The 22,627-nt window shown below is 62.5% G+C and carries 16 protein-coding genes; 1 reads left to right on the forward strand and 15 read right to left on the reverse strand.

Features of this window, described 5'->3' with window-relative positions; translation table 11 throughout:
• Positions 1-95: 95 nt before the first annotated feature.
• From putA to hemE, 3 genes are all read right to left on the reverse strand, one after another.
• Entirely contained in the window at positions 96-4,025 is a 3,930-nt protein-coding gene (putA, locus tag ABQJ48_RS06265; RefSeq protein WP_367836738.1) for a trifunctional transcriptional regulator/proline dehydrogenase/L-glutamate gamma-semialdehyde dehydrogenase, read from the reverse strand.
• A gap of 842 nt (positions 4,026-4,867) precedes the next feature.
• The gene (locus tag ABQJ48_RS06270; RefSeq protein ID WP_367836740.1) at positions 4,868-7,114 is read right to left on the reverse strand and encodes a primosomal protein N'; all 2,247 of its coding nucleotides are present in this window, start codon (positions 7,112-7,114) and stop codon (positions 4,868-4,870) included.
• Between the two features lie 466 nt (positions 7,115-7,580).
• Positions 7,581-8,681, reverse strand: a complete 1,101-nt coding sequence (hemE, locus tag ABQJ48_RS06275) for a uroporphyrinogen decarboxylase (protein WP_367836742.1) — start codon at positions 8,679-8,681, stop codon at positions 7,581-7,583.
• Positions 8,682-8,899: 218 nt separating this feature from the next.
• Here hemE and ABQJ48_RS06280 point away from each other — a divergent pair, with 218 nt between their 5' ends.
• Positions 8,900-9,691: a transporter substrate-binding domain-containing protein gene (locus ABQJ48_RS06280; RefSeq protein ID WP_367836743.1), complete on the forward strand. Its 792-nt coding sequence runs from the start codon at positions 8,900-8,902 to the stop codon at positions 9,689-9,691.
• 734 nt (positions 9,692-10,425) lie between these two features.
• On the opposite strand, the gene ABQJ48_RS06285 is transcribed toward ABQJ48_RS06280, so the two are convergent.
• From ABQJ48_RS06285 to ABQJ48_RS06340, 12 genes are all read right to left on the reverse strand, one after another.
• Positions 10,426-12,156 (reverse strand): AMP-binding protein, encoded by a 1,731-nt coding sequence (locus ABQJ48_RS06285; RefSeq protein ID WP_367836745.1) that lies wholly within the window; start codon positions 12,154-12,156, stop codon positions 10,426-10,428.
• Positions 12,157-12,390: 234 nt separating this feature from the next.
• On the reverse strand, positions 12,391-12,816 hold the full coding sequence (locus tag ABQJ48_RS06290; protein WP_367836746.1) for a F0F1 ATP synthase subunit epsilon: 426 nt from the start codon (positions 12,814-12,816) through the stop codon (positions 12,391-12,393).
• Positions 12,817-12,976: 160 nt separating this feature from the next.
• Positions 12,977-14,371 (reverse strand): F0F1 ATP synthase subunit beta, encoded by a 1,395-nt coding sequence (gene atpD / locus ABQJ48_RS06295; protein WP_367836748.1) that lies wholly within the window; start codon positions 14,369-14,371, stop codon positions 12,977-12,979.
• Between the two features lie 114 nt (positions 14,372-14,485).
• A complete protein-coding gene (atpG, locus tag ABQJ48_RS06300; RefSeq protein ID WP_367836750.1) occupies positions 14,486-15,370 on the reverse strand; it encodes a F0F1 ATP synthase subunit gamma in 885 nt (294 codons plus the stop codon).
• Between the two features lie 139 nt (positions 15,371-15,509).
• Entirely contained in the window at positions 15,510-17,051 is a 1,542-nt protein-coding gene (gene atpA, locus ABQJ48_RS06305; RefSeq protein ID WP_367836751.1) for a F0F1 ATP synthase subunit alpha, read from the reverse strand.
• Positions 17,052-17,108: 57 nt separating this feature from the next.
• Entirely contained in the window at positions 17,109-17,648 is a 540-nt protein-coding gene (locus ABQJ48_RS06310; RefSeq protein ID WP_367836752.1) for a F0F1 ATP synthase subunit delta, read from the reverse strand.
• 2 nt (positions 17,649-17,650) lie between these two features.
• Positions 17,651-18,121, reverse strand: coding sequence for a F0F1 ATP synthase subunit B (locus tag ABQJ48_RS06315; protein WP_367836753.1), 471 nt, complete (start codon positions 18,119-18,121; stop codon positions 17,651-17,653).
• A gap of 138 nt (positions 18,122-18,259) precedes the next feature.
• Positions 18,260-18,529 carry a F0F1 ATP synthase subunit C gene (gene atpE / locus ABQJ48_RS06320; RefSeq protein WP_007180033.1) on the reverse strand — a complete coding sequence of 90 codons (270 nt, stop codon included), beginning with the start codon at positions 18,527-18,529 and terminating at the stop codon, positions 18,260-18,262.
• A gap of 82 nt (positions 18,530-18,611) precedes the next feature.
• Positions 18,612-19,463 (reverse strand): F0F1 ATP synthase subunit A, encoded by an 852-nt coding sequence (gene atpB, locus ABQJ48_RS06325; RefSeq protein ID WP_367836756.1) that lies wholly within the window; start codon positions 19,461-19,463, stop codon positions 18,612-18,614.
• Between the two features lie 162 nt (positions 19,464-19,625).
• A complete protein-coding gene (locus ABQJ48_RS06330; RefSeq protein WP_367836757.1) occupies positions 19,626-20,168 on the reverse strand; it encodes an ATP synthase subunit I in 543 nt (180 codons plus the stop codon).
• A 709-nt stretch (positions 20,169-20,877) separates the two neighbouring features.
• Positions 20,878-21,765 carry a ParB/RepB/Spo0J family partition protein gene (locus ABQJ48_RS06335; RefSeq protein ID WP_367836758.1) on the reverse strand — a complete coding sequence of 296 codons (888 nt, stop codon included), beginning with the start codon at positions 21,763-21,765 and terminating at the stop codon, positions 20,878-20,880.
• An 18-nt stretch (positions 21,766-21,783) separates the two neighbouring features.
• Positions 21,784-22,575, reverse strand: coding sequence for a ParA family protein (locus tag ABQJ48_RS06340; protein WP_367836759.1), 792 nt, complete (start codon positions 22,573-22,575; stop codon positions 21,784-21,786).
• Between the last annotated feature and the right edge of the window lie 52 nt (positions 22,576-22,627).

The raw sequence follows: 22,627 nt of genomic DNA on the forward strand, positions 1-22,627 counted from the left end.
GGCCCCCGATGGCGCAATCCGCATGGGACGTCCTTCGGATGAAAAACCTGGGAGCGGCCCGGCGTTTTCTTGAGAGCGGATCGTGTGAGGTTCGCTCAACCGATCGTCATCAAATTCGCATTGCCGCCTGCTGCTGCCGTATTCACGCTGACCGAGCGTTCCGTCAACAGACGCTCGAGCGCATAATCCTCTTCGCCGCTTTCCAGCGCGCCCGCCGCGACGCCCTGCACCGAGACGATCGGTCCCGGACGCTTCGCGACTTCCTTCACCAGCGCGAGCAGTTCGTCGCCGTCACCTTCGAACAGCACGGCGTCGAACGGCGCGTCGGCGCTCTTCTTCACGCTGGCGTACGACTTCAGCGACGCGGGCAACTGCGACACCAATTGCTCACCCGCCGGGCCTTCGAACAGCGCACGGTTTCCGGTCGCCAGCGCTGCGGCGAACTGCACGCGCGCGCCGCTAGCGGTCGACGCCACACACAGCACCGTGCCGCGCGCGGCCAGCGTGTAGGTATTGCGCTCGCCGGTCGGTCCCGACAACACCGCGGTCGCGCCCGCCGGTACGTGCGACAGATAACCATCGCAGCGCGCGGCCAGTTGCGGCTGACGCTCGGCGATGAGCCAGTCGCGCAGCGCAGTCAATGCGGCGGACGGATTGTCGCTGTTTTCAGCGGCTTGCGGTACATCCGCGATCAAAGCCTTCGCGAGCGACTGCGGCAAACCCGCCGGACGCTTGGCGAGCAAGCGCTGCAGATACAGCGCGCCGCCCGCTTTGGGGCCCGTGCCCGACAGGCCTTCGCCGCCGAACGGCTGCACGCCGACGACCGCGCCGATCACGTTGCGGTTCACGTAGATGTTGCCGACGTGCGCGCGGCTGATCACGTGCCCGATGGTTTCATCGATCCGCGTGTGGATGCCGAGCGTCAGGCCGTAGCCGGTCGCGCGGATCTGTTCGAGCAGCTTGTCGAGCTGGCTGCGGCGGTAACGCACAACGTGCAGCACCGGCCCGAACACCTCGCGCTTCAGTTCGTCGATGCTGTCGAGTTCGATCAGCGTCGGCGGCACGAAGGTGCCCTGCGCGGTGCCTTCCGGCGCCGCCAGTTGCTCGACGTTGCGGCCCTTGTCGCGCATTGCGGCGACGTGCGCGTCGATGCCGCGCTTGGCGTCGAGGTCGATCACCGGGCCGACGTCGATCGACAGGCGGTCCGGATTGCCGAGTGCCAGTTCGCGCATCGCGCCGCGCAGCATTTCGAGCGTGCGGTCCGCGACATCGTCCTGCAGGCAAAGAACGCGCAACGCCGAACAACGTTGACCGGCGGAGTCGAACGACGATTGCAGCACGTCCGCCACCACCTGTTCGGCGAGCGCCGACGAGTCGACGATCATCGCGTTCTGCCCGCCGGTTTCGGCGATCAGCGGAATCGGCTTGCCGTCCGGGTCGAGCCGGTTCGACAAGGTCTTGTTGATCATGCGCGCGACCTCGGTCGAGCCCGTGAACATCACCGCGCGGGTGCGCGGGTCGGCCACCAGTGCGGCGCCGACCGTTTCGCCGTCGCCCGGCAGCAGTTGCACCGCGCCCGCCGGCACGCCCGCTTCGCGCAGAATCCGCACGGCTTGCGCGGCGATGAGCGGGGTTTGTTCGGCGGGCTTCGCAAGCACGGTATTGCCGGCTGCCAGCGCTGCCGCCACCTGGCCCATGAAGATCGCCAGCGGGAAATTCCAGGGGCTGATGCAGACGACCGGCCCGAGCGGACGATGCGTATCGTTCGAGAACTCGTCGCGGATCTGCGTGGAGTAGTAGCGCAGGAAGTCGATCGCCTCGCGGATTTCGGAGACGGCGTTCGCCAGCGATTTACCCGCTTCGCGCACCACCAGTCCCATCAGCGTGTGCATCTGCGCTTCGAGCAGATCGGCTGCGCGGGCGAGGCAATCGGCGCGCGCGTCGACCGGCGTGGCTTGCCAGATCGGCGCGGCGGCCACTGCATGTGCAAGCGCTGCGCTCACATTGTCCGGCGTCGCTTCGACGACCGTGCCGACGAGGTCGCGGTGATCAGCCGGGTTGCGCACGTCGCGCGCATTGCCCGCGGCGACCTCGTTGTCCGCGAGCATCGGCGCAGCGCGCCACGGATGATGCGCGCTCGCCAGCAACGCCGACGACAGCGACGCGAGACGATGCTCGTTGGACAGATCGAGGCCCATGGAATTGAGGCGCTCTGCGCCGAACAGATTGCGCGGCAGCGGAATCTTCGCGTGCGGCGCGCCGAGCGGCACGATCTTCGAGGCTTCGTCGACCGGGTCGGCGATCAGGTCCTTGATCGCGACGTTTTCGTCGGCGATGCGATTCACGAACGACGTGTTCGCGCCGTTTTCCAGCAGACGGCGCACGAGGTAAGCGAGCAGCGTTTCATGCGTGCCGACCGGCGCATAGACGCGGCACGGACGGTTCAGCTTGTCGCGGCCGGTGACTTCCTCGTACAGCGGCTCGCCCATGCCGTGCAGGCACTGGAACTCGTACTGGCCTGGGTAGTAGTTGTTGCCCGCGAGGTGATAGATCGCCGACAGCGTATGCGCGTTGTGCGTGGCGAACTGCGGATAGACCGCGTCGGGCGCGCCGAGCAGTTTCTTCGCGCACGCGAGGTACGACACGTCCGTGTAGATCTTGCGCGTGTAGACCGGATAGCCTTCGAGTCCGTCCACTTGCGCGCGCTTGATTTCGGTGTCCCAGTACGCGCCCTTCACGAGCCGCACCATGATGCGGTGACGGCTGCGGCGCGCCAGATCGATCAGGTAGTCGATCACGAACGGGCAGCGCTTCTGATACGCCTGCACCACGAAGCCGATGCCGTTCCAGCCGGCCAGTTCGGGATCGAAGCACAGTGCTTCGAGCAGATCGAGCGAGATTTCGAGGCGATCTGCCTCTTCCGCGTCGATGTTCAGGCCGATGTCGTAGCGGCGCGCGAGGATCGCGAGCGAGCGCACGCGCGGCAGCAGTTCGCTCATCGTGCGCTCGTATTGCGAGCGCGAGTAGCGCGCATGCAAAGCCGAAAGCTTGATGGAAATGCCGGGGCCTTCGTAGATGCCACGGCCGCCGGCGGCCTTGCCGATCGCGTGGATCGCCTGTTCGTACGACGCGTAGTAGCGCTGCGCATCGGCTTCGGTGGTGGCCGCTTCGCCGAGCATGTCGTACGAGTAGCGGAAGCCGCGTGCTTCGTATTTGCGGCTGTTGGCAAGCGCTTCGGAAATGTTCTCGCCGGTGACGAACTGCTCGCCCATCAGGCGCATGGCCATGTCGACGCCCTTGCGGATCAGCGGTTCACCGCCCTTGCCGATCAGACGGGTGAGCGCCGACGAGAGACCCGTTTCGCTGTTGGTCGTCACCAGCTTGCCGGTGATCATCAAGCCCCACGTGGCGGCGTTGACGAACAGCGACGGCGCCTGGCCGACATGCGACTTCCAGTCGCCCTTGCTGATCTTGTCGCGGATCAGCGCGTCGCGGGTCGCGCGGTCGGGAATGCGCAGCAGCGCTTCGGCGAGGCACATCAGCGCGACGCCTTCCTGGCTCGACAGCGAAAATTCGTGGATCAGCCCTTCCACGCCGCCACCCTTGCTCTTCGAGCGCAGCGTCTCGACCAGCTTGCTGGCCATGGCTTCGACGTCGCCCGCGAGCGCCGCTGGCAAACGCGCCTGGCCGAGCAGGAACGGCACGCACTCCGGTTCGGGTCGGCGGTACGCAGCGGTGATCGCCGCACGCAGTACCGACTGCGGTTGCACATTTTGCGCGAATTCCAGGAACGGGTGCGACGCGCCCTCTTCCTCCTGCTCGAGCGCCGCGCCGTCGGCCAGATCGGCCGAGCCTGTCGCACCCGACAGTTCCGGCGGCAATTGGCCGTGCTCGATACGCTCCAGATACGCGAAGATAGCCTGCTTGATGAGCCAGTGCGGGGTGCGTTCGAGACGGGCGGCGGCATCTTTGAGCCGGGAACGCAGCAGGTCGTCGACCTTGACGCCAAGGGTGGTGCTAGCCATGTTTCCTTCTTCGGAGACCAGACGAATGCCTGGAGAAAGACTAAAAGTGGGCTGAATCGTACGCCTCCAAATTAAAAGGTGCAACCGTGGCGAAGTTACGGTTGCACCTCGCTGCGAGCCTTGTAGGGCGGGGGATTGCGGCTGGTGCGTCGAGGTGCGTAGGGCGGCGGTCGCGATCGGTATTTTCCCTGGCGTGATTCTTTTCGCTTTTGCTCTTATTAAATGAGCCGGCGCGCCGTTAAACAGGCGCAGTCATACGCGGCCTCACGGCACGCACAACAAAGCGATTCGGGGTTTGCGAGGACCGGTGCAATGGAAAAATGGCTCGTTGTATTGGGCATCTGGGGAATGTGCGCGGCCTGTGCGGTGCTGTTCATCCGCGGCGCGACAGGGGCATCGAACAGAACTCCGGCTGACAAGGAATGCGCATCCACGGCGTCGCGCGCATCGGCTGACGATTCGCGCGCTGCGGTGAACGACTGAACGGTTGAGCCTCTGACCGCTCGACTGAGCAGCGCAATTTGTAGCTCCTGCTGCAGCCAACATCGATGCGCGCCGTGCTCCGTTGAGCGTAGACGAGGCGTGCGTGTCGGCGTTCGGCCTGGCACGCGGTGAACGCGCGTGTCGGCGCAGCAGGCACAGCTCGAACTGCGCGGAGACATCGCCGCCCTTGATGCAGCCGGCACGCTCCGCTATCCGCGACGCCTGCACAGGCGGTGGGGGCTTTCTCCGCACCGGCGCCGATCCTGCTATTTAGGCGGGGCGCATCGCAGAACGAAGCGGCCATCCGGCCTATCGAACCGACACGAATGAGGCAGCGCCGCCAGCGCTGCGCACAGCCGTCAAATGTCGAGCGGATCGACTTCCAGGTTCCAGCGCAGCACGCCTTTCAGGCTCCGCAGCAGTGGCTGCCAGGCGCGCAAAGTAGCCTGCAACGCGGCTCGCGATGCACTTTCGATCAGCAACTGCGCCCGATGCACATGCATCACCTTGACGACCGTCAGCGGGACGGCGTCATAGACGCTCACGCGCTCGGCGGCCGGGATGCCGCTTAGCTGCGCACCGGCCTGCTGCAGGAAGGCGAGCGCGGCCTCCAGCGTCCGGCCCTCGGCGCGCAGCAATGCCTGATAGACGAACGGCGGCAGGTGGGCGTCGCGTCGCTCGGCAAGGGTGGAATTGGCGAAGCCGACGTAGTCGTGGCGACCGAGCGCGTGGTACAGCGCGTGGCGCGGATAACGCGTTTGCACGAGCACCTCGCCGGGCAGCCCTGCGCGGCCCGCCCGGCCGCTCACCTGCATCAGTTGCGCAAACAGGCGCTCGCTCGCACGGAAGTCGTGGGAGAACAGCGCCGTGTCGGCATTGAGCACGCCGACGAGCGACACGCGCTGGAAGTCGTGGCCTTTCGCGATCATTTGCGTGCCGACGAGGATATCGACCTCGCCCGCGTGGACATCGGAAAACAGCGCCTGTGCGCTGCCTTTGCGACGCGTGCTGTCGGCGTCGATGCGCAGCACGCGGGCGCCCGGCACCGCGGTCGCGAGCGTTTCTTCGACACGCTGCGTGCCGCGCCCCATTGGCGCAAGATCGACGTTCCCGCATTCGGGGCACGAGCGCGGAATGCGCGACTCCCACCCGCAATGGTGACAGCGCAGCGCGCGCTCCGGCTTGTGCAGCACGACGTAAGCGCTGCAGCGCGGACAACCGGCGACCCAGCCGCACGCATCGCACGCCAGTTGCGGCGCGTAGCCGCGGCGGTTCAGGAATACGAGGCTTTGCTCGCCGCGCTCGACGCGCGCTCTCAACGCGGCCAGCAACGGCCCCGATAGGCCTTCCACCGACGCCCGCCCGCGCCGGCGCTCGTCTTCCAGGTCGATCAGCTTCACGGTCGGCAAAACCGCCGCGGCGACCGCCCGGCGCGACAAGGTGAGCCGCTTGTAGCGCCCCTGATCCGCCTGCCACCAGCTTTCCAGCGACGGCGTCGCCGAGCCGAGCACCACAGGCAAGCCCAGTTGCTTCGCGCGATAGATCGCCAGGTCACGCGCAGAGTACCGCAAGCCTTCCTGCTGCTTGTAGGCCGGATCGTGCTCCTCGTCGACGACGATGATCGCCAGTTTCGGCAGCGACGCCAGCACCGCGAGACGTGTGCCGAGCAGGATGCGCGCGCGCCCGGCGTGCGCGGCAAACCAGTTGCGGGCCCGCTCGCCCTCGGCAAGACCGCTGTGCAGCGTGACGATCGACGTGCCGTCCAGCGCGGCGAAGCGCGCGCGGAAAGCGGCCTCGAATTGCGGCGTCAGATTGATCTCGGGCACGAGTACGAGCGCCTGCGCATCGGGCTTCGTCGAGAGAATTTCGGCGAGCGCGCGCAGATACACCTCCGTTTTGCCGCTGCCCGTCACGCCATGCAGCAGGAACGGCGCGAAACCGTCGGCGTCGCGGATTGCTTCGACGGCGCTCGCCTGTTCGTCGGTGAGCGTGGGCAACGCCGCGGCAGGCGCCGGCGGCGATGTCGGCGTGGCACGCGCCGCACCGGCTTCGATGACGTCGAGCTCCACCCAGCCTCGTTCGCGCCACGCTGCGAGGCTCACAAGCGCTTTGGGATGGAGCGCCCGGGCGTCGGCGGCCAGCAGGAAGTCGGTCCCGGCCAACGCATGCGCCAGACTGCGCAGAGCGCTGGCGCGGCCGGGCAGCGCGTCGGGCAACGCCAGGCGGCCCTCCGGCGTGAGACTGAAGCGCTCCTCGGGCGCGAACAGGCGCGGCCAGCGCGACGCATCGCGCAATGCTTGCGGCAATGCCGGCAGCGCGACTTCGCCCAGACCGCGCTGATAGTAATCCGCGGCGAACGCCGCTAGCTTCAACCATTCGCTCGACAGCGGCGGGCACGCGGCGCAAACGCTGCTCGCCGAGCGGAGCCGGTCGGCAGGCACGTCGCTGTGAGCGGTCACTTCGCAGACGAGTCCCACCACATGCCGCTTGCCGAACGGCACGCTGACAAGCATCCCTGGCGCGACCTCCGCAGGCGCGTCGTAACGATAGTCGAACAGCGTCGACAGCGGATGATCGAGCGCGACGCGGACAAATACTTCGCTCACGCGGGGGAGGTTGACGAACTAGCGGAGGCGAGATAACGCGAAACCGCGATCGACGCGGAGTCGTCGGCCAGCCGCCCGAAGTTAAAGTAAAACTTCAAGAACACCGCTAAGTTTTGGATTCTACTGAACAATTGCGCTGGACCCCGGTGCCCTGTGGATAACTTTGTTGAGAACTTTATTCCGATGGGCCGCAAATGGCGCGCCGGCGCCCTTGTGTGGGCTACCGCACAGTTGCCCTGGAAGCCGTCAAACCCTTGCCGGACAAGGCTTGGCTGCAGTGCGTCGGTCCGGTACAAGGGTCAGGACAGGGGTAAAAGCTCTACCGCGCCGCAGCGTGACAGATGTGCATAAGTCAAGTCTTGACATTTCCGGGACGCCCACTGGGCGCCCCTTGGCCCACAAATTTCTCCTGAGACGGAGAGCCCAGTTTGCCGCAGTGCAAAAGAAAGCTGTAGCAATTACGGCTTCATCGGGGCGCACCTCCGCCGCTGCGAATGGCGCGGCTGTGCCGATGCACTTCGTCGACGAGTTCCGCGACGTTCTCGGGTGGCGTGAACTGCGAAATGCCATGCCCGAGATTAAACACGTGCCCCGGGTGATGGCCGAAGCTGTCGAGCACCGCGCGCGCTTCCATGCGGATGGTAGCAGGCGACGCAAACAGCACCGACGGGTCGATATTGCCTTGGAGGGCGACCTTGCTGCCTACCCGCTCGCGTGCCTTGCGGAGATTCACGGTCCAGTCGAGCCCGACCGCATCGACGCCGCTCTCGGCGATCTCGTCGAGCCACATGCCGCCGCCCTTCGTGAACGTGATCACGGGGACCTTTTCGCCGTCGCGCTCGCGCTTTAGCTGGCTCACCACCTGCCGGATGTAGTGCAGCGAAAAGCGTTGATACACGCCGTCCGCCAGCGCCCCGCCCCACGTGTCGAAAATCATTACGGCTTGCGCGCCGGCTTCGATCTGCGCATTCAGGTAGGCCGCGACCGACCGGGCGTTGATATCCAGAATTCGGTGCATCAGATCCGGGCGCGCATACAGCATCGACTTGACGGTGCGAAAGTCCGCTGAACCGCTTCCTTCGACCATGTAGCAAGCCAGTGTCCAAGGGCTGCCCGAAAAACCGATCAGCGGCACGCGTTGACGCCCCTGCGAGTCCGTGAGCGCAGTGCGGATCTCGCGCACCGCGTCGGTCACGTAACGCAGCGTCGCGTCGATGTCGGGCACCGCGAGGCGCGCGACGTCCTCTTCTGTGCGCACTGGACGCGCGAACTTCGGCCCCTCCCCTGTGGCAAATTCGAGACCCAGGCCCATCGCGTCGGGCACGGTCAGGATGTCGGAGAACAGGATCGCGGCATCGAGCGGGTAGCGCTCAAGCGGCTGCAGGGTGACTTCCGTTGCAAACGCGGGGCTCTTTGCCAGGCCGAGGAAGCTGCCCGCACGACTCCGCGTGGCGTTGTATTCCGGCAAATATCGGCCAGCCTGCCGCATCAGCCAGACCGGCGTGTAGTCAGTCGGCTGGCGCAGGAGCGCGCGCAGGAAAGTGTCGTTCAGGAGTTGATGGGCCACGTTGCGTACGACCGAAGGCAAACTGGCATTTTACCGGAGCCGGCTCGATGTATCGCGCCGGATGCGGCCAATAGCTGTTGTGCCATCCGCTTGCGGATAGCGTTTGAGCAGCCCTGCCCCACGCCGACCTGGCTGAATGGCGGATGTTCAAGCCGGCTTGGGCGGGCTACTATCTCACGGTATTATCAGACAATTACATACAACAGCAAGGAGACTCGATGAACAAGGCAGCACTCGCAATCCTCGGCACGCTCGCCGGCGTTTTGATGCACGCAGGCTCGGCTCACGCGCAGACCACCGCCGCCGCGCCTTCCCGGCTGGACGAAATTATCAGCCGCGGCACGATACGCGCGTGCACGACCGGCGACTACAAACCCTATTCGTTCTATAAGGGCGACGGGCAATTCGAAGGCATCGATATAGACATGACTGAGTCGCTCGCCAAGTCGCTCGGTGTGAAAGCGGAGTTCGTCAAAACGTCGTGGCCCACCCTGATGAACGACTTCGTCGAGAAATGCGATGTCGGGGTGGGCGGTGTATCGCCTACGCTCGAGCGGCAAAAGCGCGCGTTTTTTACGCAGGCTTATATGGTCGACGGCAAAACGCCCATCGTTCGATGCGACGACGTCAGCAAGTATCAGACGGTTGCGCAGATCGACCAGCGGGCGACCCGCGTGATCGTTAATCCGGGCGGTACCAACGAGCGTTTCGCGAAGCAATACTTTCCGCATGCCACGGTCACGGTCTACCCGGACAACGCGACGATCTTCAAGCAGATTCTTGCCGGCAAGGCGGACGTCATGGTCACGGATGCATCGGAAACCTTGTTGCAACAAAAGCTGAATCCGGGTCTTTGCTCGGTGCATCCCGACAAACCGTTCCAGTACGGGGAGAAGGCTTGGCTACTCCCGCGCGGCGATGTCGTGTTCCAGGCGTACGTCGACCAGTGGCTGCATCTCGCGCGAGCCACCGGCGAATATCAGGGAATTTCGGATGAATGGCTTAAATGACGTAAGCCGCGCCGCCTGTTGGTGGGATGTCAGTAGACGCGGGCGGCTTTCGGACGAAATGGTTTGCGACGAATGCGGCGACGTAGAGCGGTTTCGCCCCAGCCGCTCACAAATGGCGAACATTGGAAAGCGAAAGGAAGCTCAGATTCGTCCTTAGAAAGATGCACCGGCAACGATTAGTGCCAGTGACAGAGCACGTTATTCCGGCGCGTACAGCATTCATCATGCACGGAAGAGTACGCGCCAACCATGGGTAAAAGTTACTTTTCAACATTTCCTTATAGCAAAAAATCCCGGCGCGCCTTATCCGACAGGCGTTACAACCTGAAACACTTTGTTACCGCGCGGTCAGATTAATTCGCCCACAATGCCTTCAACGGTTTCAACACGGATGTGGCCGGGTGCGTGGTGTGAGCGGATGCGATGCACTTGCCGATCGGCGTATGCCGAAGCCCTGCGAAGGGGCATCCCTGCTGGGGCCGTAGTCGGCGCAGGGTCGTCGTTTAGTCGGTTCCAACTTTGGTCTCCTCGCGCTAACCCCGTAGCGTGTGGTTTTTAGCGGGCTCCAGGCCCGCTTTTTTTTCGTCCGGTCAAACGTTTGCGTGGCTTGGTCGGGCCATCGACGTCGCCGCGTGTGACGGGCGAATTTGCCAGCGCGTCGGTCCGCACAGTGCATCGCCTCCCTTCTCTCGCGCCGGTCGGCCGGCTTTCGCCTACCCGGCGCTGCAAGGGCGTCACGCCGTCCGGTCTTCCCTCAGGCTCAATTCGGCCATCATTCGTTCGCGCATGACGAACTTCTGTACTTTGCCGGTGACCGTCATCGGTAGTTCATCGACGAAGCGGATGTATTTCGGCACCTTGTAGTGCGCGATCTGCCCTTGGCAGAATTGCTGGATCTCTTCGGCTGTCGCCTGCTCGCCGGCGCGTAGAACGACCCACGCACAGACCTCCTCGCCATACTTCGCGTCCGGCACGCCGAACACCTGCACAGTTTGAATCTTCGGGTGGCGGAACAAAAACTCTTCGATCTCGCGCGGATAGATGTTCTCGCCGCCCCGAATCAACATGTCCTTGAGCCGGCCGACAATATTGCAGTAACCCTCGGCATCCAGTGTCGCGAGATCGCCGGTATGCATCCAGCCATCGACGATGCTCTCACGCGTCTTGGCCTCATCGCCCCAATAACCCTGCATCACCGAGTAACCTCGGGTGCAGAGCTCGCCGGTCTCGCTCACCGGCACGATCGCGCCGAGCGGATCGACGATCTTCACCTCCAGATGTGGCTGGATGCGGCCCACTGTCGTAGTGCGCTTGTCGAGCGGATCGGTGGTCGAACTCTGGAACGACACCGGGCTGGTCTCCGTCATGCCGTAGGCAATGGTGATTTCGCTCAGGTGCATCTTCGAGACAACCTTCTTCATCGTCTCGATCGGGCACGGCGAGCCGGCCATGATACCGGTGCGCAGATTGGAAAAATCGTAGCGGGCAAAGTCGGGATGATCGAGCTCGGCGATGAACATCGTCGGCACCCCGTGCAATGCAGTGCACTTTTCCTCGGCTACCGCGGCAAGAGTCGCGCCCGGGTCGAAGCCCTCGCCGGGGAACACCATGTTCGCGCCGACCGACACGCACGCCAGCACAGACAACACCATTCCGAAACAGTGATACAGCGGGACGGGGATGCACAAGGCGTCCTGCTCCGTGAGCCGCATCGCCATCGCGATGTACCGTGCATTGTTCACGACGTTGCTGTGCGTCAACGTTGCGCCTTTCGGATTGCCGGTCGTGCCGCTGGTGAACTGAATATTGATCGGCTCATGGCAGCTCAGCGTGGCGCCGAGCGCATCGAGCTGCGCGGCGTCGCGGGTTGAACGCCCCCTTTCGATCAGCTCGGAGAAGCTCATCATGCCAGGCGTTTCGGTGTCGCACATGCGAATCACGTAGCGCAAATCCGGTAGCCTGGCGGAGCGCAGCTCGCCTGGGGCTTGGGTGGCAAGTTCCGGCGCGAGCTCCCGCAGCATGTCCATGTACATCGACGTCTTGAAACGCTCCGCGGCGATGATGGCCTTGCAGCCCACCTTGTTGAGCGCGTATTCGAGTTCCGCTAGCCGATACGCGGGATTGATATTGACAAGCACAGCGCCGATGCGCGCGGTTGCAAATTGAGTCAGCAGCCACTCCACGCGGTTCGGCGACCAGATGCCAACGCGCTCGCCCTTCGCAATGCCAAGTGTAAGGAGACCGGCGGCCAATACGTCGACTTCGTCCGCGAATTCCTTCCACGTCCAGCGAATGCGCTGCTCGCGAAATACCACGGCGGGACGATCCGGAAAGCGCTCGACGGTATCACGCAGAAACTGGCCGACCGTTGCTTCGCTCAACGGAATCTCAGTCGACCCGCGCACGTACGAAACGCCGTCTTTAGGTTCGAGGAGGGCACCTTCGCCTGACACTTGCGTTGCCATAGTGTTGTCTCCGTGAGCGGAAGCTCGCTCGATTGAAATAGTTTTGAAATCGATTGTGCCACCGGCACGGGTCCCCGCGGCATCAAGTCTTACCCGCAGCGCATCGCGCAATGCCCGCTGCCGGCCGCCGATCCCTTCGATCTTTCAGTCGCGCTGACGTTTCCGTAAACGTCAAGATGTTGTCAAAAAAAAGCAGCCGCGCGGGCTGCTTTTTCTCCGATACGTACTACCGCCTCATTTCTGACCGCGCAGCTTCCGCAGGCGCTGAATTGCCGCGAGCTGAGCCGTCGCATAGGCCAGTTCCGCTTGCGCGGTTGCGTATTCGAGGTTCGAGCCCGTGTTTTGCAGCGCTTCTTCTGCACGCTTGCGTGCATCGTCGGCCTTCGCTTCGTCGAGATCCTTGCCTCGAATCGCGGTGTCGGCGAGAACCGTCACAGCGCCTGGCTGGATTTCGAGAATGCCGCCCGCGACGAACACGAACTCTTCTTCGCCGTTTTCCGTTTCGATGCGCACGGCACCTGGACGGATCCGCGTGATGAGCGGCGTGTGGCCCGGCAAAATGCCGAGTTCACCCGCTTCGCCCGGCAGCGCAACGAACTTCGCCTGGCCCGAAAAGATCTGCTCTTCCGCGCTGACGACGTCTACTTTAATGGTTGCCATAAGTGTCGACTCCTGTCGACGAGAGTGAGCGCTTTAGCGCTTACTCTCGTCCCATGCAAGGCTGGGTTGAGCGTAGTAAGAGGCGCCGGCGTCGCGATCGGATGCTGTTAAAGCATCCGATAAGCGCGGATTCCGGCGCCCGCTTCGTGACACCCGACCTTTACTGGATCTTCTTGGCCTTTTCGAAGGCTTCGTCGATCGTGCCGACCATGTAAAACGCCTGTTCCGGCAGGTGGTCACACTCTCCTTCAACGATCATCTTGAAGCCACGGATCGTTTCCTTCAGCGGCACGTACTTGCCCGGCGAACCCGTGAACACTTCTGCGACGTGAAACGGCTGCGACAGGAAACGCTGGATCTTACGAGCACGCGCAACCGCCAGCTTGTCTTCTGGCGCCAGTTCGTCCATCCCCAGAATCGCGATAATGTCGCGCAGTTCCTTATAGCGCTGCAGCGTCTGCTGCACGCCGCGCGTGATCGAATAATGCTCTTCGCCGATCACGTTCGGGTCGATCTGACGCGAGGTCGAATCGAGCGGGTCGACCGCCGGGTAGATACCCAGCGAGGCGATGTCGCGCGACAACACGACCGTTGCATCCAGGTGGCCGAAGGTCGTAGCCGGCGACGGGTCGGTCAAGTCGTCCGCAGGGACGTACACGGCCTGAACGGACGTGATCGAGCCGGTCTTGGTCGACGTAATACGCTCTTGCAGCTTGCCCATTTCTTCAGCCAGCGTCGGCTGATAGCCCACCGCCGACGGCATACGGCCGAGCAGTGCCGAAACTTCCGTACCGGCCAGCGTGAAGCGGTAGATGTTGTCGACGAAGAACAGCACGTCGAGGCCTTCGTCACGGAAGTGCTCAGCCATCGTCAAACCGGTCAACGCGACGCGCAGACGGTTGCCCGGCGGCTCGTTCATCTGGCCGTACACCAGCGCGACCTTGTCGAGAACGTTCGAGTCCTTCATTTCGTGATAGAAGTCGTTCCCTTCCCGGGTACGCTCGCCAACACCGGCGAACACGGAGTAACCACCGTGTTCCTTGGCGATGTTGTTGATCAGTTCCATCATGTTCACGGTCTTGCCCACGCCGGCGCCGCCGAACAGACCCACCTTGCCGCCCTTCGCGAACGGGCAGATCAGGTCGATGACCTTGATGCCGGTTTCGAGCAGCTCGGTCGACGGCGACAGTTCGTCGAACGCCGGAGCCTTCTGGTGAATGCCGCGAACCACGTTCGAGTTGATCGGACCGGCTTCGTCGATCGGGCGACCCAGCACGTCCATGATCCGGCCCAGGGTCGGCTTGCCGACCGGCACGCTGATCGGATTGCCCGTGTTCTTTACAACCGTACCGCGACGCAGGCCGTCCGATGCACCCAGACAGATGGTACGGACGACGCCGTCGCCCAGCTGTTGCTGGACTTCGAGGGTCAGTTCCGAACCTTCGAGAATGAGCGCGTCGTAAATCTTCGGCATGTCCGAACGCGGGAATTCCACGTCGATCACCGCGCCGATGCACTGTACGATCTTGCCTTCTACCAAAGCAGTAGTACTCATCGCTTTTCCTTTAGATACTCAATTCTTCACTCGCGCAAAGGCGCAGTTTCGGTGGGCTGCCTGGGCGCGTGCGCCTCACGGGCGCACACGAAGCAGCATGTCTGGCCGTTAGGGTCAGACTGCCGCTGCTCCACCGACGATTTCCGACAGTTCTTTCGTAATCGCGGCCTGACGGCTCTTGTTGTACACGAGCTGCAGTTCGTTGATGACCGTCTTCGCGTTGTCCGAAGCGGCCTTCATCGCGACCATCCGGGCCGACTGCTCCGATGCCATGTTTTCCGCGACGGCCTGATAGACCAGCGCTTCGACATAACGCACCAGCAGTTCGTCCACCACTGCCTGGGCGTCCGGCTCGTAGATGTAGTCCCACTGCGTGGTCGGCGTCGTGCCGTCCTCTTCCGTGGACTCGAACTGGTGCGCCGACAGCGGCAGCAGTTGCTCGATCACCGGCTCCTGCTTCATCGTATTGACGAAGCGGGTGTACGCCAGGTACACCGCCGAAAGCTTGCCCTCGGAGTACAGGTCGAGCTGCACCTTCACCGCGCCGATCAGCTTTTCCAGATGCGGCGTATCGCCCAGATGAATGACGTTCGAGACGACCTTGGCGCGCAGACGGTTCAGAAAACCCAAGCCCTTGGTGCCGATCGCGGTTGCCTCGATCGACTTGCCCTCGCCTTCCAGCTCCTTGAACTTCTGCAGCGACGCACGCAGCACATTGGTATTCATGCCGCCGCACAGACCTTTGTCGGTCGTGACGAGGATGATGCCCGCCGCCTTCGCGCCTTCGTTCGGCACCATGAACGGGTGACGATACTCGGGGTTCGCACGGCTCATGTGCGCAGCGATGTCGCGGACCTTGTCGGCATACGGGCGAGCAGCGCGCATGCGCTCCTGAGCGCGGCGCATCTTCGATGCGGCCACCATCTCCATCGCTTTCGTGATCTTGCGCGTGTTTTGCACGCTCTTGATCTTGCCGCGAATTTCCTTCATTCCAGCCATTGCTTGCTCCTTGTCGGCCCGGGTTAGCGCTTTAGCGCTGACCCGGGTCCCATGCAAAGCGATCGAAGCAGCGCGGGGGCGTTCAACTGCGGCCCGCACCGCTTCAAGGTCCGTTTATGCCTTGCGGATCACTCGCATATCAATAAGCGCCGGACTTCTTGAAGTCTTTGACGGCCGTGTGCAGCAGGCCTTCGTCGTCCTTCGAGAGTTCCTTGGTATCTTCGATGCGCTTGACCAGGTCAGCGTGGCTCGACTTCAGGTATTCGCGCAGGCCCTTTTCGAACGGCAGGACTTGTGGGATTTCAAGATCGTCGAGGTAGCCGTTGTTCGCTGCGAACAGCGAGACGGCCAGTTCCCACACTTGCAGCGGTTGATATTGTGGCTGCTTCAGCAGTTCCGTCACGCGGCGGCCGCGTTCCAGCTGCTTGCGGGTCGCTTCGTCGAGGTCCGATGCGAACTGCGCGAACGCCGCCAATTCCCGGTACTGCGCGAGGTCGGTACGGATACCGCCCGACAGCTTCTTCACGACCTTCGTCTGAGCCGCACCACCCACGCGAGACACCGACACGCCGGCGTTGATGGCCGGGCGGATACCTGCGTTGAAGAGGTCGGTCTCGAGGAAAATCTGGCCGTCGGTAATCGAGATCACGTTCGTGGGAACGAATGCGGTCACGTCGCCTGCTTGCGTTTCGATGACCGGCAGGGCCGTCAGCGACCCGCTCTTGCCCTTCACCTCGCCGTTCGTGAACTTCTCGACGTACTCTTCCGAGACGCGAGCAGCGCGCTCGAGCAGACGCGAGTGCAGATAGAACACGTCGCCGGGGTAAGCTTCGCGGCCCGGCGGACGACGCAGCAGCAGCGAGATCTGACGGTATGCCCAAGCCTGCTTGGTCAAGTCGTCATAAACAATCAGCGCGTCCTGACCGCGGTCGCGGAAGTATTCGCCCATCGAGCAGCCGGCATACGGTGCCAGGTACTGCATCGCAGCCGATTCCGAAGCCGATGCTGCCACGACGATCGTGTACTCGAGCGCGCCGGTTTCTTCCAGCTTGCGCACCACGTTCATGATCGACGAAGCCTTCTGGCCGATCGCGACGTAGATGCAGAACAGGTTCTTGCCTTTCTGGTTGATGATCGCGTCGACTGCGACTGCCGTCTTGCCGCACTGGCGGTCGCCGATGATCAGCTCACGCTGGCCACGACCAATTGGCACCATCGAATCGATCGACTTCAGACCAGTCTGGACCGGTTCCGACACCGACTTGCGCCAGATCACGCCCGGCGCGATCTTTTCGATCGGATCGGTTTTCTTCGCGTTGACCGGACCCTTGCCGTCGATCGGGTTGCCCAATGCGTCGACCACGCGGCCGAGCAGTTCCGGACCCACCGGCACTTCCAGAATGCGGCCCGTCGTCTTGACGATATCGCCTTCCGAAATGTGTTCGTACTCGCCCAGAATCACGGCGCCGACCGAGTCGCGCTCGAGGTTCAGTGCAAGACCGAACGTATTGCCCGGGAATTCGAGCATTTCGCCCTGCATCACTTCCGACAGGCCGTGGATACGCACGATACCGTCGGTGACGGAGATCACGGTGCCCTGGTTGCGAACGTCTGCGCTCGCTTCAAGGCCCTGGATCCGGCTCTTGATCAGCTCGCTGATCTCAGAGGGATTGAGTTGCATTATTCGCTCCTGATAGTCAATTCTGTTGCGTCCAGCCGCTTTGGCGCCGTGGGCGCTTCAGGCCGTCAGAGCCGTCTGCATGCTGGCAAGCCGCGCGCGGACCGAGGTATCGAGCACTTCGTCGCCGACCGTCACGCGCACGCCGCCGATCAGCGACGAGTCGACTTCTACCGTCGGCTTGAGCTTGCGTTTGAACTTGCGTTCGAGGCTTGCGACGAGTTCGTTCAACTGCGCACCTTCGAGCGGGAATGCGCTGACGATCAGCACATCGGCGGCCCCTTCGCGGGCGTTCTTCAACGCTTCGAACTGCGTGGCGATTTCCGGCAGCAATTGCAGGCGATGGTTATCCACCAGCATCTGCACCAGATTCTTCGCTTGCGCGTTGTCCTTGAGTGGCGACTTGACCGCGGCCAGCATCAGTTCGCTGACCTGGGCGCGGCTTACTTTCGGGCTCGAGGCGATCGACAGCACTTCCGGCAGACGCGCAACCTGTGCCAGCTCCTGCACGAGCGTGGACCAGGCGGCGATGTCACCAGCTTCGGCCACGCCAAACAGCGCTTCTGCGTACGGACGGGCGATGGTTGCAAGTTCGGCCATGATCAGAGCTCGGCTTTCAGTTGATTCAGCAGGTCAGCGTGGGCTGCCTGGTCGACTTCGCGCTTGAGAATCTGCTCAGCGCCTCGCACAGCGAGTGCAGCGACCTGGCCGCGCAGCGTTTCGCGCGCCTTTACGACTTGCTGGTCTGCGTCGGCCTTCGCCTGTGCAATGATGCGAGCGGCTTCGGCCTGGGCCTGCGCTTTGATTTCGTCGGCGACTGCGACAGCGCGCTTTTCGGCGTCGGCAATACGTTGCTGACCGTCATTGCGTGCCTGGGCAAGTTCCTGGTCGACGCGCTTGTGAGCTGCTTCCAGTTCTTGCTTACCCTTTTCAGCAGCCGACAAACCGTCAGCGATCTTCTTCGAGCGCTCGTCGATGGCGTTGATCAACGGCGGCCACACGAACTTCATCGTGAACCACGCGAGGATCAGGAACACGACCATTTGCGCAAACAGGGTTGCGTTGAGATTCACGGTGTTTCCTTAAACGTTGCTAGTTCGGAAAGTGAAACGGCAAGGCGCTCATCGATTCTATGTTCGATCAGCGCCCAAGTGCCCGTTCCGCCGTGCGCCTTTACCAGTTATAGCTCAGGCGCAAAGTTCCGAGGAACCTCAGCCTGCCAGCTTCGACAGGAGCGGGTTCGCGAACGCAAACAGCATTGCCACACCAACGCCAATCAGGAACGCCGCATCGATCAGACCAGCCAGCAGGAACATCTTGGTTTGCAGCGGGTTCATCAGTTCCGGCTGACGAGCACAGGCTTCGATGTACTTGCCGCCCATCAGGCCGATACCGATACAGGCGCCGATTGCACCCAGGCCGATGATGATGCCGATACCGATGGCGGTCAGACCCTGGATGTTGGCGATGAAAGCTTGCATGATCACTCCTTTGTGAAAAGTCTTTTTAGAACTGGTTGGAACTGGATTTGAAAAACTACGATTCTTTTGTCGACGGCGCCGGTTAGTGCGTGTCGTGTGCCTGGCCGATGTACACCAGCGTCAGCATCATGAAAATGAACGCCTGCAGCAGAACGATCAGAATGTGGAAGATCGACCACACGCTGCCGGCGATCACGTGGCCGATGAAGCCAAGCACCGTCGTGTCCGCGCCGAAGCTCCAGAGACTGCCGAGCAGGGCAATCAGCAGGAACAGCAGTTCGCCCGCGTACATGTTGCCGAACAGCCGCATGCCGAGCGAGACCGTCTTCGCGACGAACTCGATGATGTTCAGTGCAAGGTTCGGGATCCAGAGCAGCGGATGCGCGCCGAACGGAGCGGACAGCAGTTCATGCACGAAGCCGCCTGCGCCCTTGATCTTGAAGTTGTAGTAAATCATCAGCACGAACACGCCGAGAGCGATGCCGAGCGTGCCGTTCAGGTCGGCGGTCGGCACGATGCGGTGGTGCGGAATGCTTTCGGACAGACCCAGCCAGCCGATCACGTGGCCCGGCAGGTCGACGGGGATAAAGTCCAGCGAGTTCATCAGCGCGACCCACACGAACACGGTCAGCGCGAGCGGTGCGATGAAGGTGCGTGTGCCGTGGATCATCGCCTTCGATTGATCCTCGACCATTTCGACCAGCATTTCGACTGCGCCTTGAAAACGGCCCGGCACGCCGGACGTCGCCTTGCGGGCAGCGAGATGAAGAATGAAGATGGTGGCCAGACCACAAACGATCGACCAGAAAAGAGTGTCCAGATTCCACACATGGATGTCGAAAATCGACGTCTGGTGCGCTGTGGAAAAGTTTTGCAAGTGGTGCGCGATGTACTCGGACGGATCCGTTGCGCGCGTGCCTTCGCTAGCTGCCATATCGTTAAAGCCACCCAAATTGTCGAAAATCGTCTTAGGCCGCGCCCGCGTCGATGCTGTATCGCGGGAGCACGCCGGGTGCGGACCGTGCCACGTCCGCACACCTGTTGCCGGCGCCGGGCGCCAGCCTGAATTTTGTGCTGCTACGGTGTTACTGCTACCTTAGCGCCACGCCAGGGCGATCCAGTAGGTCTTGAGCGCGACAAGGTAGGTCACGAGCAGCGGGACCCAGCGTACGTCGTGATACCAGAAGGCGATGGCTACAAACATCGCGATCGTTGTCCCCATCTTGAGCGCTTCGCCGATCATCCAGCTCATCACTGTCTTGGCGCCGCTCAACGTTCTAAGGCGCGCTGCAAACAACGCACCTGGTATCCAGCAGATTGCCCCACCCAGGAATGCGGACAGCGCAGCTGCCCCCGGCGGCTTATAAAACAACCACCACAACAGCGTAGCACCCAGGGACAAAACCATTTGCGCAGCCACGACTTTGAAAGGCGTAACGCGCGATGGACGGCTCACGCCCGGACCAAACAGCTTTTCGGCTTCAGCCCGCGTGAGCGGAACGATATTGTTATCTTCCTGCTCGGCGTCCCACGCTTCGTATGCAGGTTGCTGACCGGTGGACGCAGCGGAAACAGAGCGTTCAACGCGGTGTCCGTCGCGCGCATTGTGCGGCGCTTGATTCGACGTTTTGACCGCCATTGCAGTGTTCCCAAAGTCCTCGTTCAGCTCGCGAGCTTACGCTGCGATTACGCGGGTGCCGTGCAATTAAATCGGGGCGATTGTAAGCGATAGTTGCAGGCAATTCAAGACTTTAGGCCATTCAATAATGGGCGTGAAAAGCACCACCACCATGCGGGAATACCTGCGCGGCCGCAGAAAAGACGCCAAATGTAAGGCGGCCGGGGGGCGGCCAAACGCGCGCTCGAAACCGGGCCCGTTTGCGTTGACCGCCACGCCGGTTGGACGTCGTAGCGGGCGTCTCGAAAATGCAACAAACCCGGATTCTTCACGTGGGATCCGACGGGTCGAATGCGGACTTGGAGACGGCGTGGCTATGCCGAGCTGCGGCGATGCGCGTCGTTGCAGCGGCTTACGACGAATAGCTTTGCGCAGGGCAGTCGAGTCCGGCGGCATTTCGAAAGGCTGGCTAGTTTTGCGCTCCGCAGGCCATAATCAAACGCCTTGCCTACCAGATTTCACAACATACAACTCTTGGCTGCCCCCTTCGATTTCTAGTTAGGATTCCTATCGAAATTCACTGCGCGCGCAGCTCAATAACAGTTACTCTTCAATTGCACCCAGCACCAAAGCCCGCAAACCCCTAACGCTGGGACTACCCGCAAAGCTTGCGGGCGGTCAACCGCGCCGCCGCAAGCCTATTTAGCGCTGTCAGTGTGCAATTCGCAATCTACGCCGTCGCGTTGCCCCGCAAACGAACGAGGATCCCTTCCAGCGCGTCGAGATCGCCAAAATCGACCAGCACCTGCCCCCTACCCCGTCGACCGAGCTTGATCTTGACAGTCGCCGACAACAGATCCGAAAGCTCTTCTTCGAGCCGCCGCGTGTCGCGCCCGCCGTCCTGATTCGCGCGCGCCTTGACCGCTGGAGCGGCCTTGGTGGTGGCGCCCACGAGCTTTTCGGTCTCGCGCACGGACAGGCGCTTGTTCACGACCTGGTTGGCCAACGCGATCTGCGTCGCGGCGTCGACGGCCAATAATGCACGCGCGTGCCCCATATCCAGATCGCCGGCCAGCAGCATGGTCTGCACCGGAGAAGCCAGGTTCAGTAGGCGCAGCAGGTTCGATACCGCACTGCGCGAACGGCCAACCGACTCCGCCGCCTGTTCGTGCGTAAAATCGAACTCGTCGAGCAAGCGCTGGATTCCCTGCGCTTCTTCCAGCGGGTTCAGATCTTCGCGCTGAATGTTCTCAATCAGCGCCATAGCGGCGGCCGCATGGTCGGGCACGTCCTTCACCAGTACGGGCACTTCCTCTAGCCCCGCAAGGCGCGCCGCCCGAAAGCGCCGCTCGCCGGCGATGATCTCGTATTTGTCGCCCGACACCGGACGCACGAGGATCGGCTGCATCAACCCCTGCGCGCGAATGCTAGCCGCCAGTTCCTGCAACGCGCCTTCGTCCATGCGCGTGCGCGGCTGGTACTTGCCTGCCTGCATCTTGCTGAGCGGCAGCACGTGGGGCGCGCCCTCGATCGTCACCGCCTCGGTGATGTCGGCCGTGCCGCCCAGCAACGCCTCAAGGCCGCGGCCCAGTCCCTTCTTTCTTGCTACTGCGTTCATCGTGATCCCTCGATCCGCTTAGGATGCCTGGGGCGCGTCGTTCAACGCACGCACCCGCTCAATCATTTCCGCGCCGAACTGCACATATGCCTGCGCGCCGCGCGATCCCCGGTCAAACACCACGCCGGGCAAGCCATAGCTGGGCGCCTCGGCCAGACGTACATTGCGTGGGATGACGACGTCGAAAACCTTGTCGCCGAAATGCTCTTTCAGTTGATCGGAAACCTGCTGTTGCAGCGTAATGCGCGGGTCGAACATCACGCGCAGCAAACCGATCACCTTGAGATCCCGGTTCAGGTTGGCGTGCACCTGCTTGATGGTGTTGACCAGATCGGATAAGCCTTCGAGCGCGAAGTACTCGCACTGCATCGGGATCACGACGCCGTGGGCAGCGCACAGCCCATTGAGCGTCAGCAGCGACAAAGCCGGCGGGCAATCGATCAGCACGAAATCGTACTCGCCTTCCACTGCGGCGAGCGCACCCCTCAATTGACGTTCACGGTTGTGTACGCTGACGAGTTCCACCTCCGCGCCCGCGAGTTCTCGGTTCGCCGGTACCACGTCATAATCGACGGCTTCCGGGCGGATGCGGGCGTCGCTCACCGATACGCTGTCCACCAACACTTCGTAGACAGTGTTTGCGCATGCCGCCTTGTCGATGCCGCTGCCCATCGTGGCGTTGCCTTGCGGGTCCAGGTCGATGAGAAGGACTCGCTGTCCCTGCGCTGCCAAGCTCGCTGCCAGATTCACTGCGGTCGTCGTTTTGCCGACGCCGCCCTTCTGGTTCGCAACGCAGAAGATTTTTGCCATCGTTGGTGTGCCCCTTTTGCTGCTTCTGGATGAAGTAAAAATCGTCGATATG

Source organism: Paraburkholderia suaedae (assembly GCF_040812055.1).
Taxonomy (GTDB): Bacteria; Pseudomonadota; Gammaproteobacteria; order Burkholderiales; family Burkholderiaceae; genus Paraburkholderia.

Excerpts from the sequence above, each read along its gene's own strand:
- putA (WP_367836738.1), bottom strand. The coding sequence starts at position 4,025 with ATGGCTAGCACCACCCTTGGCGTCAAGGTCGACGACCTGCTGCGTTCC.
- ABQJ48_RS06280 (WP_367836743.1), top strand. The coding sequence starts at position 8,900 with ATGAACAAGGCAGCACTCGCAATCCTCGGCACGCTCGCCGGCGTTTTG.
- ABQJ48_RS06285 (WP_367836745.1), bottom strand. The coding sequence starts at position 12,156 with ATGGCAACGCAAGTGTCAGGCGAAGGTGCCCTCCTCGAACCTAAAGAC.
- ABQJ48_RS06290 (WP_367836746.1), bottom strand. The coding sequence starts at position 12,816 with ATGGCAACCATTAAAGTAGACGTCGTCAGCGCGGAAGAGCAGATCTTT.
- atpD (WP_367836748.1), bottom strand. The coding sequence starts at position 14,371 with ATGAGTACTACTGCTTTGGTAGAAGGCAAGATCGTACAGTGCATCGGC.
- atpG (WP_367836750.1), bottom strand. The coding sequence starts at position 15,370 with ATGGCTGGAATGAAGGAAATTCGCGGCAAGATCAAGAGCGTGCAAAAC.
- atpA (WP_367836751.1), bottom strand. The coding sequence starts at position 17,051 with ATGCAACTCAATCCCTCTGAGATCAGCGAGCTGATCAAGAGCCGGATC.
- ABQJ48_RS06310 (WP_367836752.1), bottom strand. The coding sequence starts at position 17,648 with ATGGCCGAACTTGCAACCATCGCCCGTCCGTACGCAGAAGCGCTGTTT.
- atpE (WP_007180033.1), bottom strand. The coding sequence starts at position 18,529 with ATGCAAGCTTTCATCGCCAACATCCAGGGTCTGACCGCCATCGGTATC.
- atpB (WP_367836756.1), bottom strand. The coding sequence starts at position 19,463 with ATGGCAGCTAGCGAAGGCACGCGCGCAACGGATCCGTCCGAGTACATC.
- ABQJ48_RS06330 (WP_367836757.1), bottom strand. The coding sequence starts at position 20,168 with ATGGCGGTCAAAACGTCGAATCAAGCGCCGCACAATGCGCGCGACGGA.
- ABQJ48_RS06335 (WP_367836758.1), bottom strand. The coding sequence starts at position 21,765 with ATGAACGCAGTAGCAAGAAAGAAGGGACTGGGCCGCGGCCTTGAGGCG.
- ABQJ48_RS06340 (WP_367836759.1), bottom strand. The coding sequence starts at position 22,575 with ATGGCAAAAATCTTCTGCGTTGCGAACCAGAAGGGCGGCGTCGGCAAA.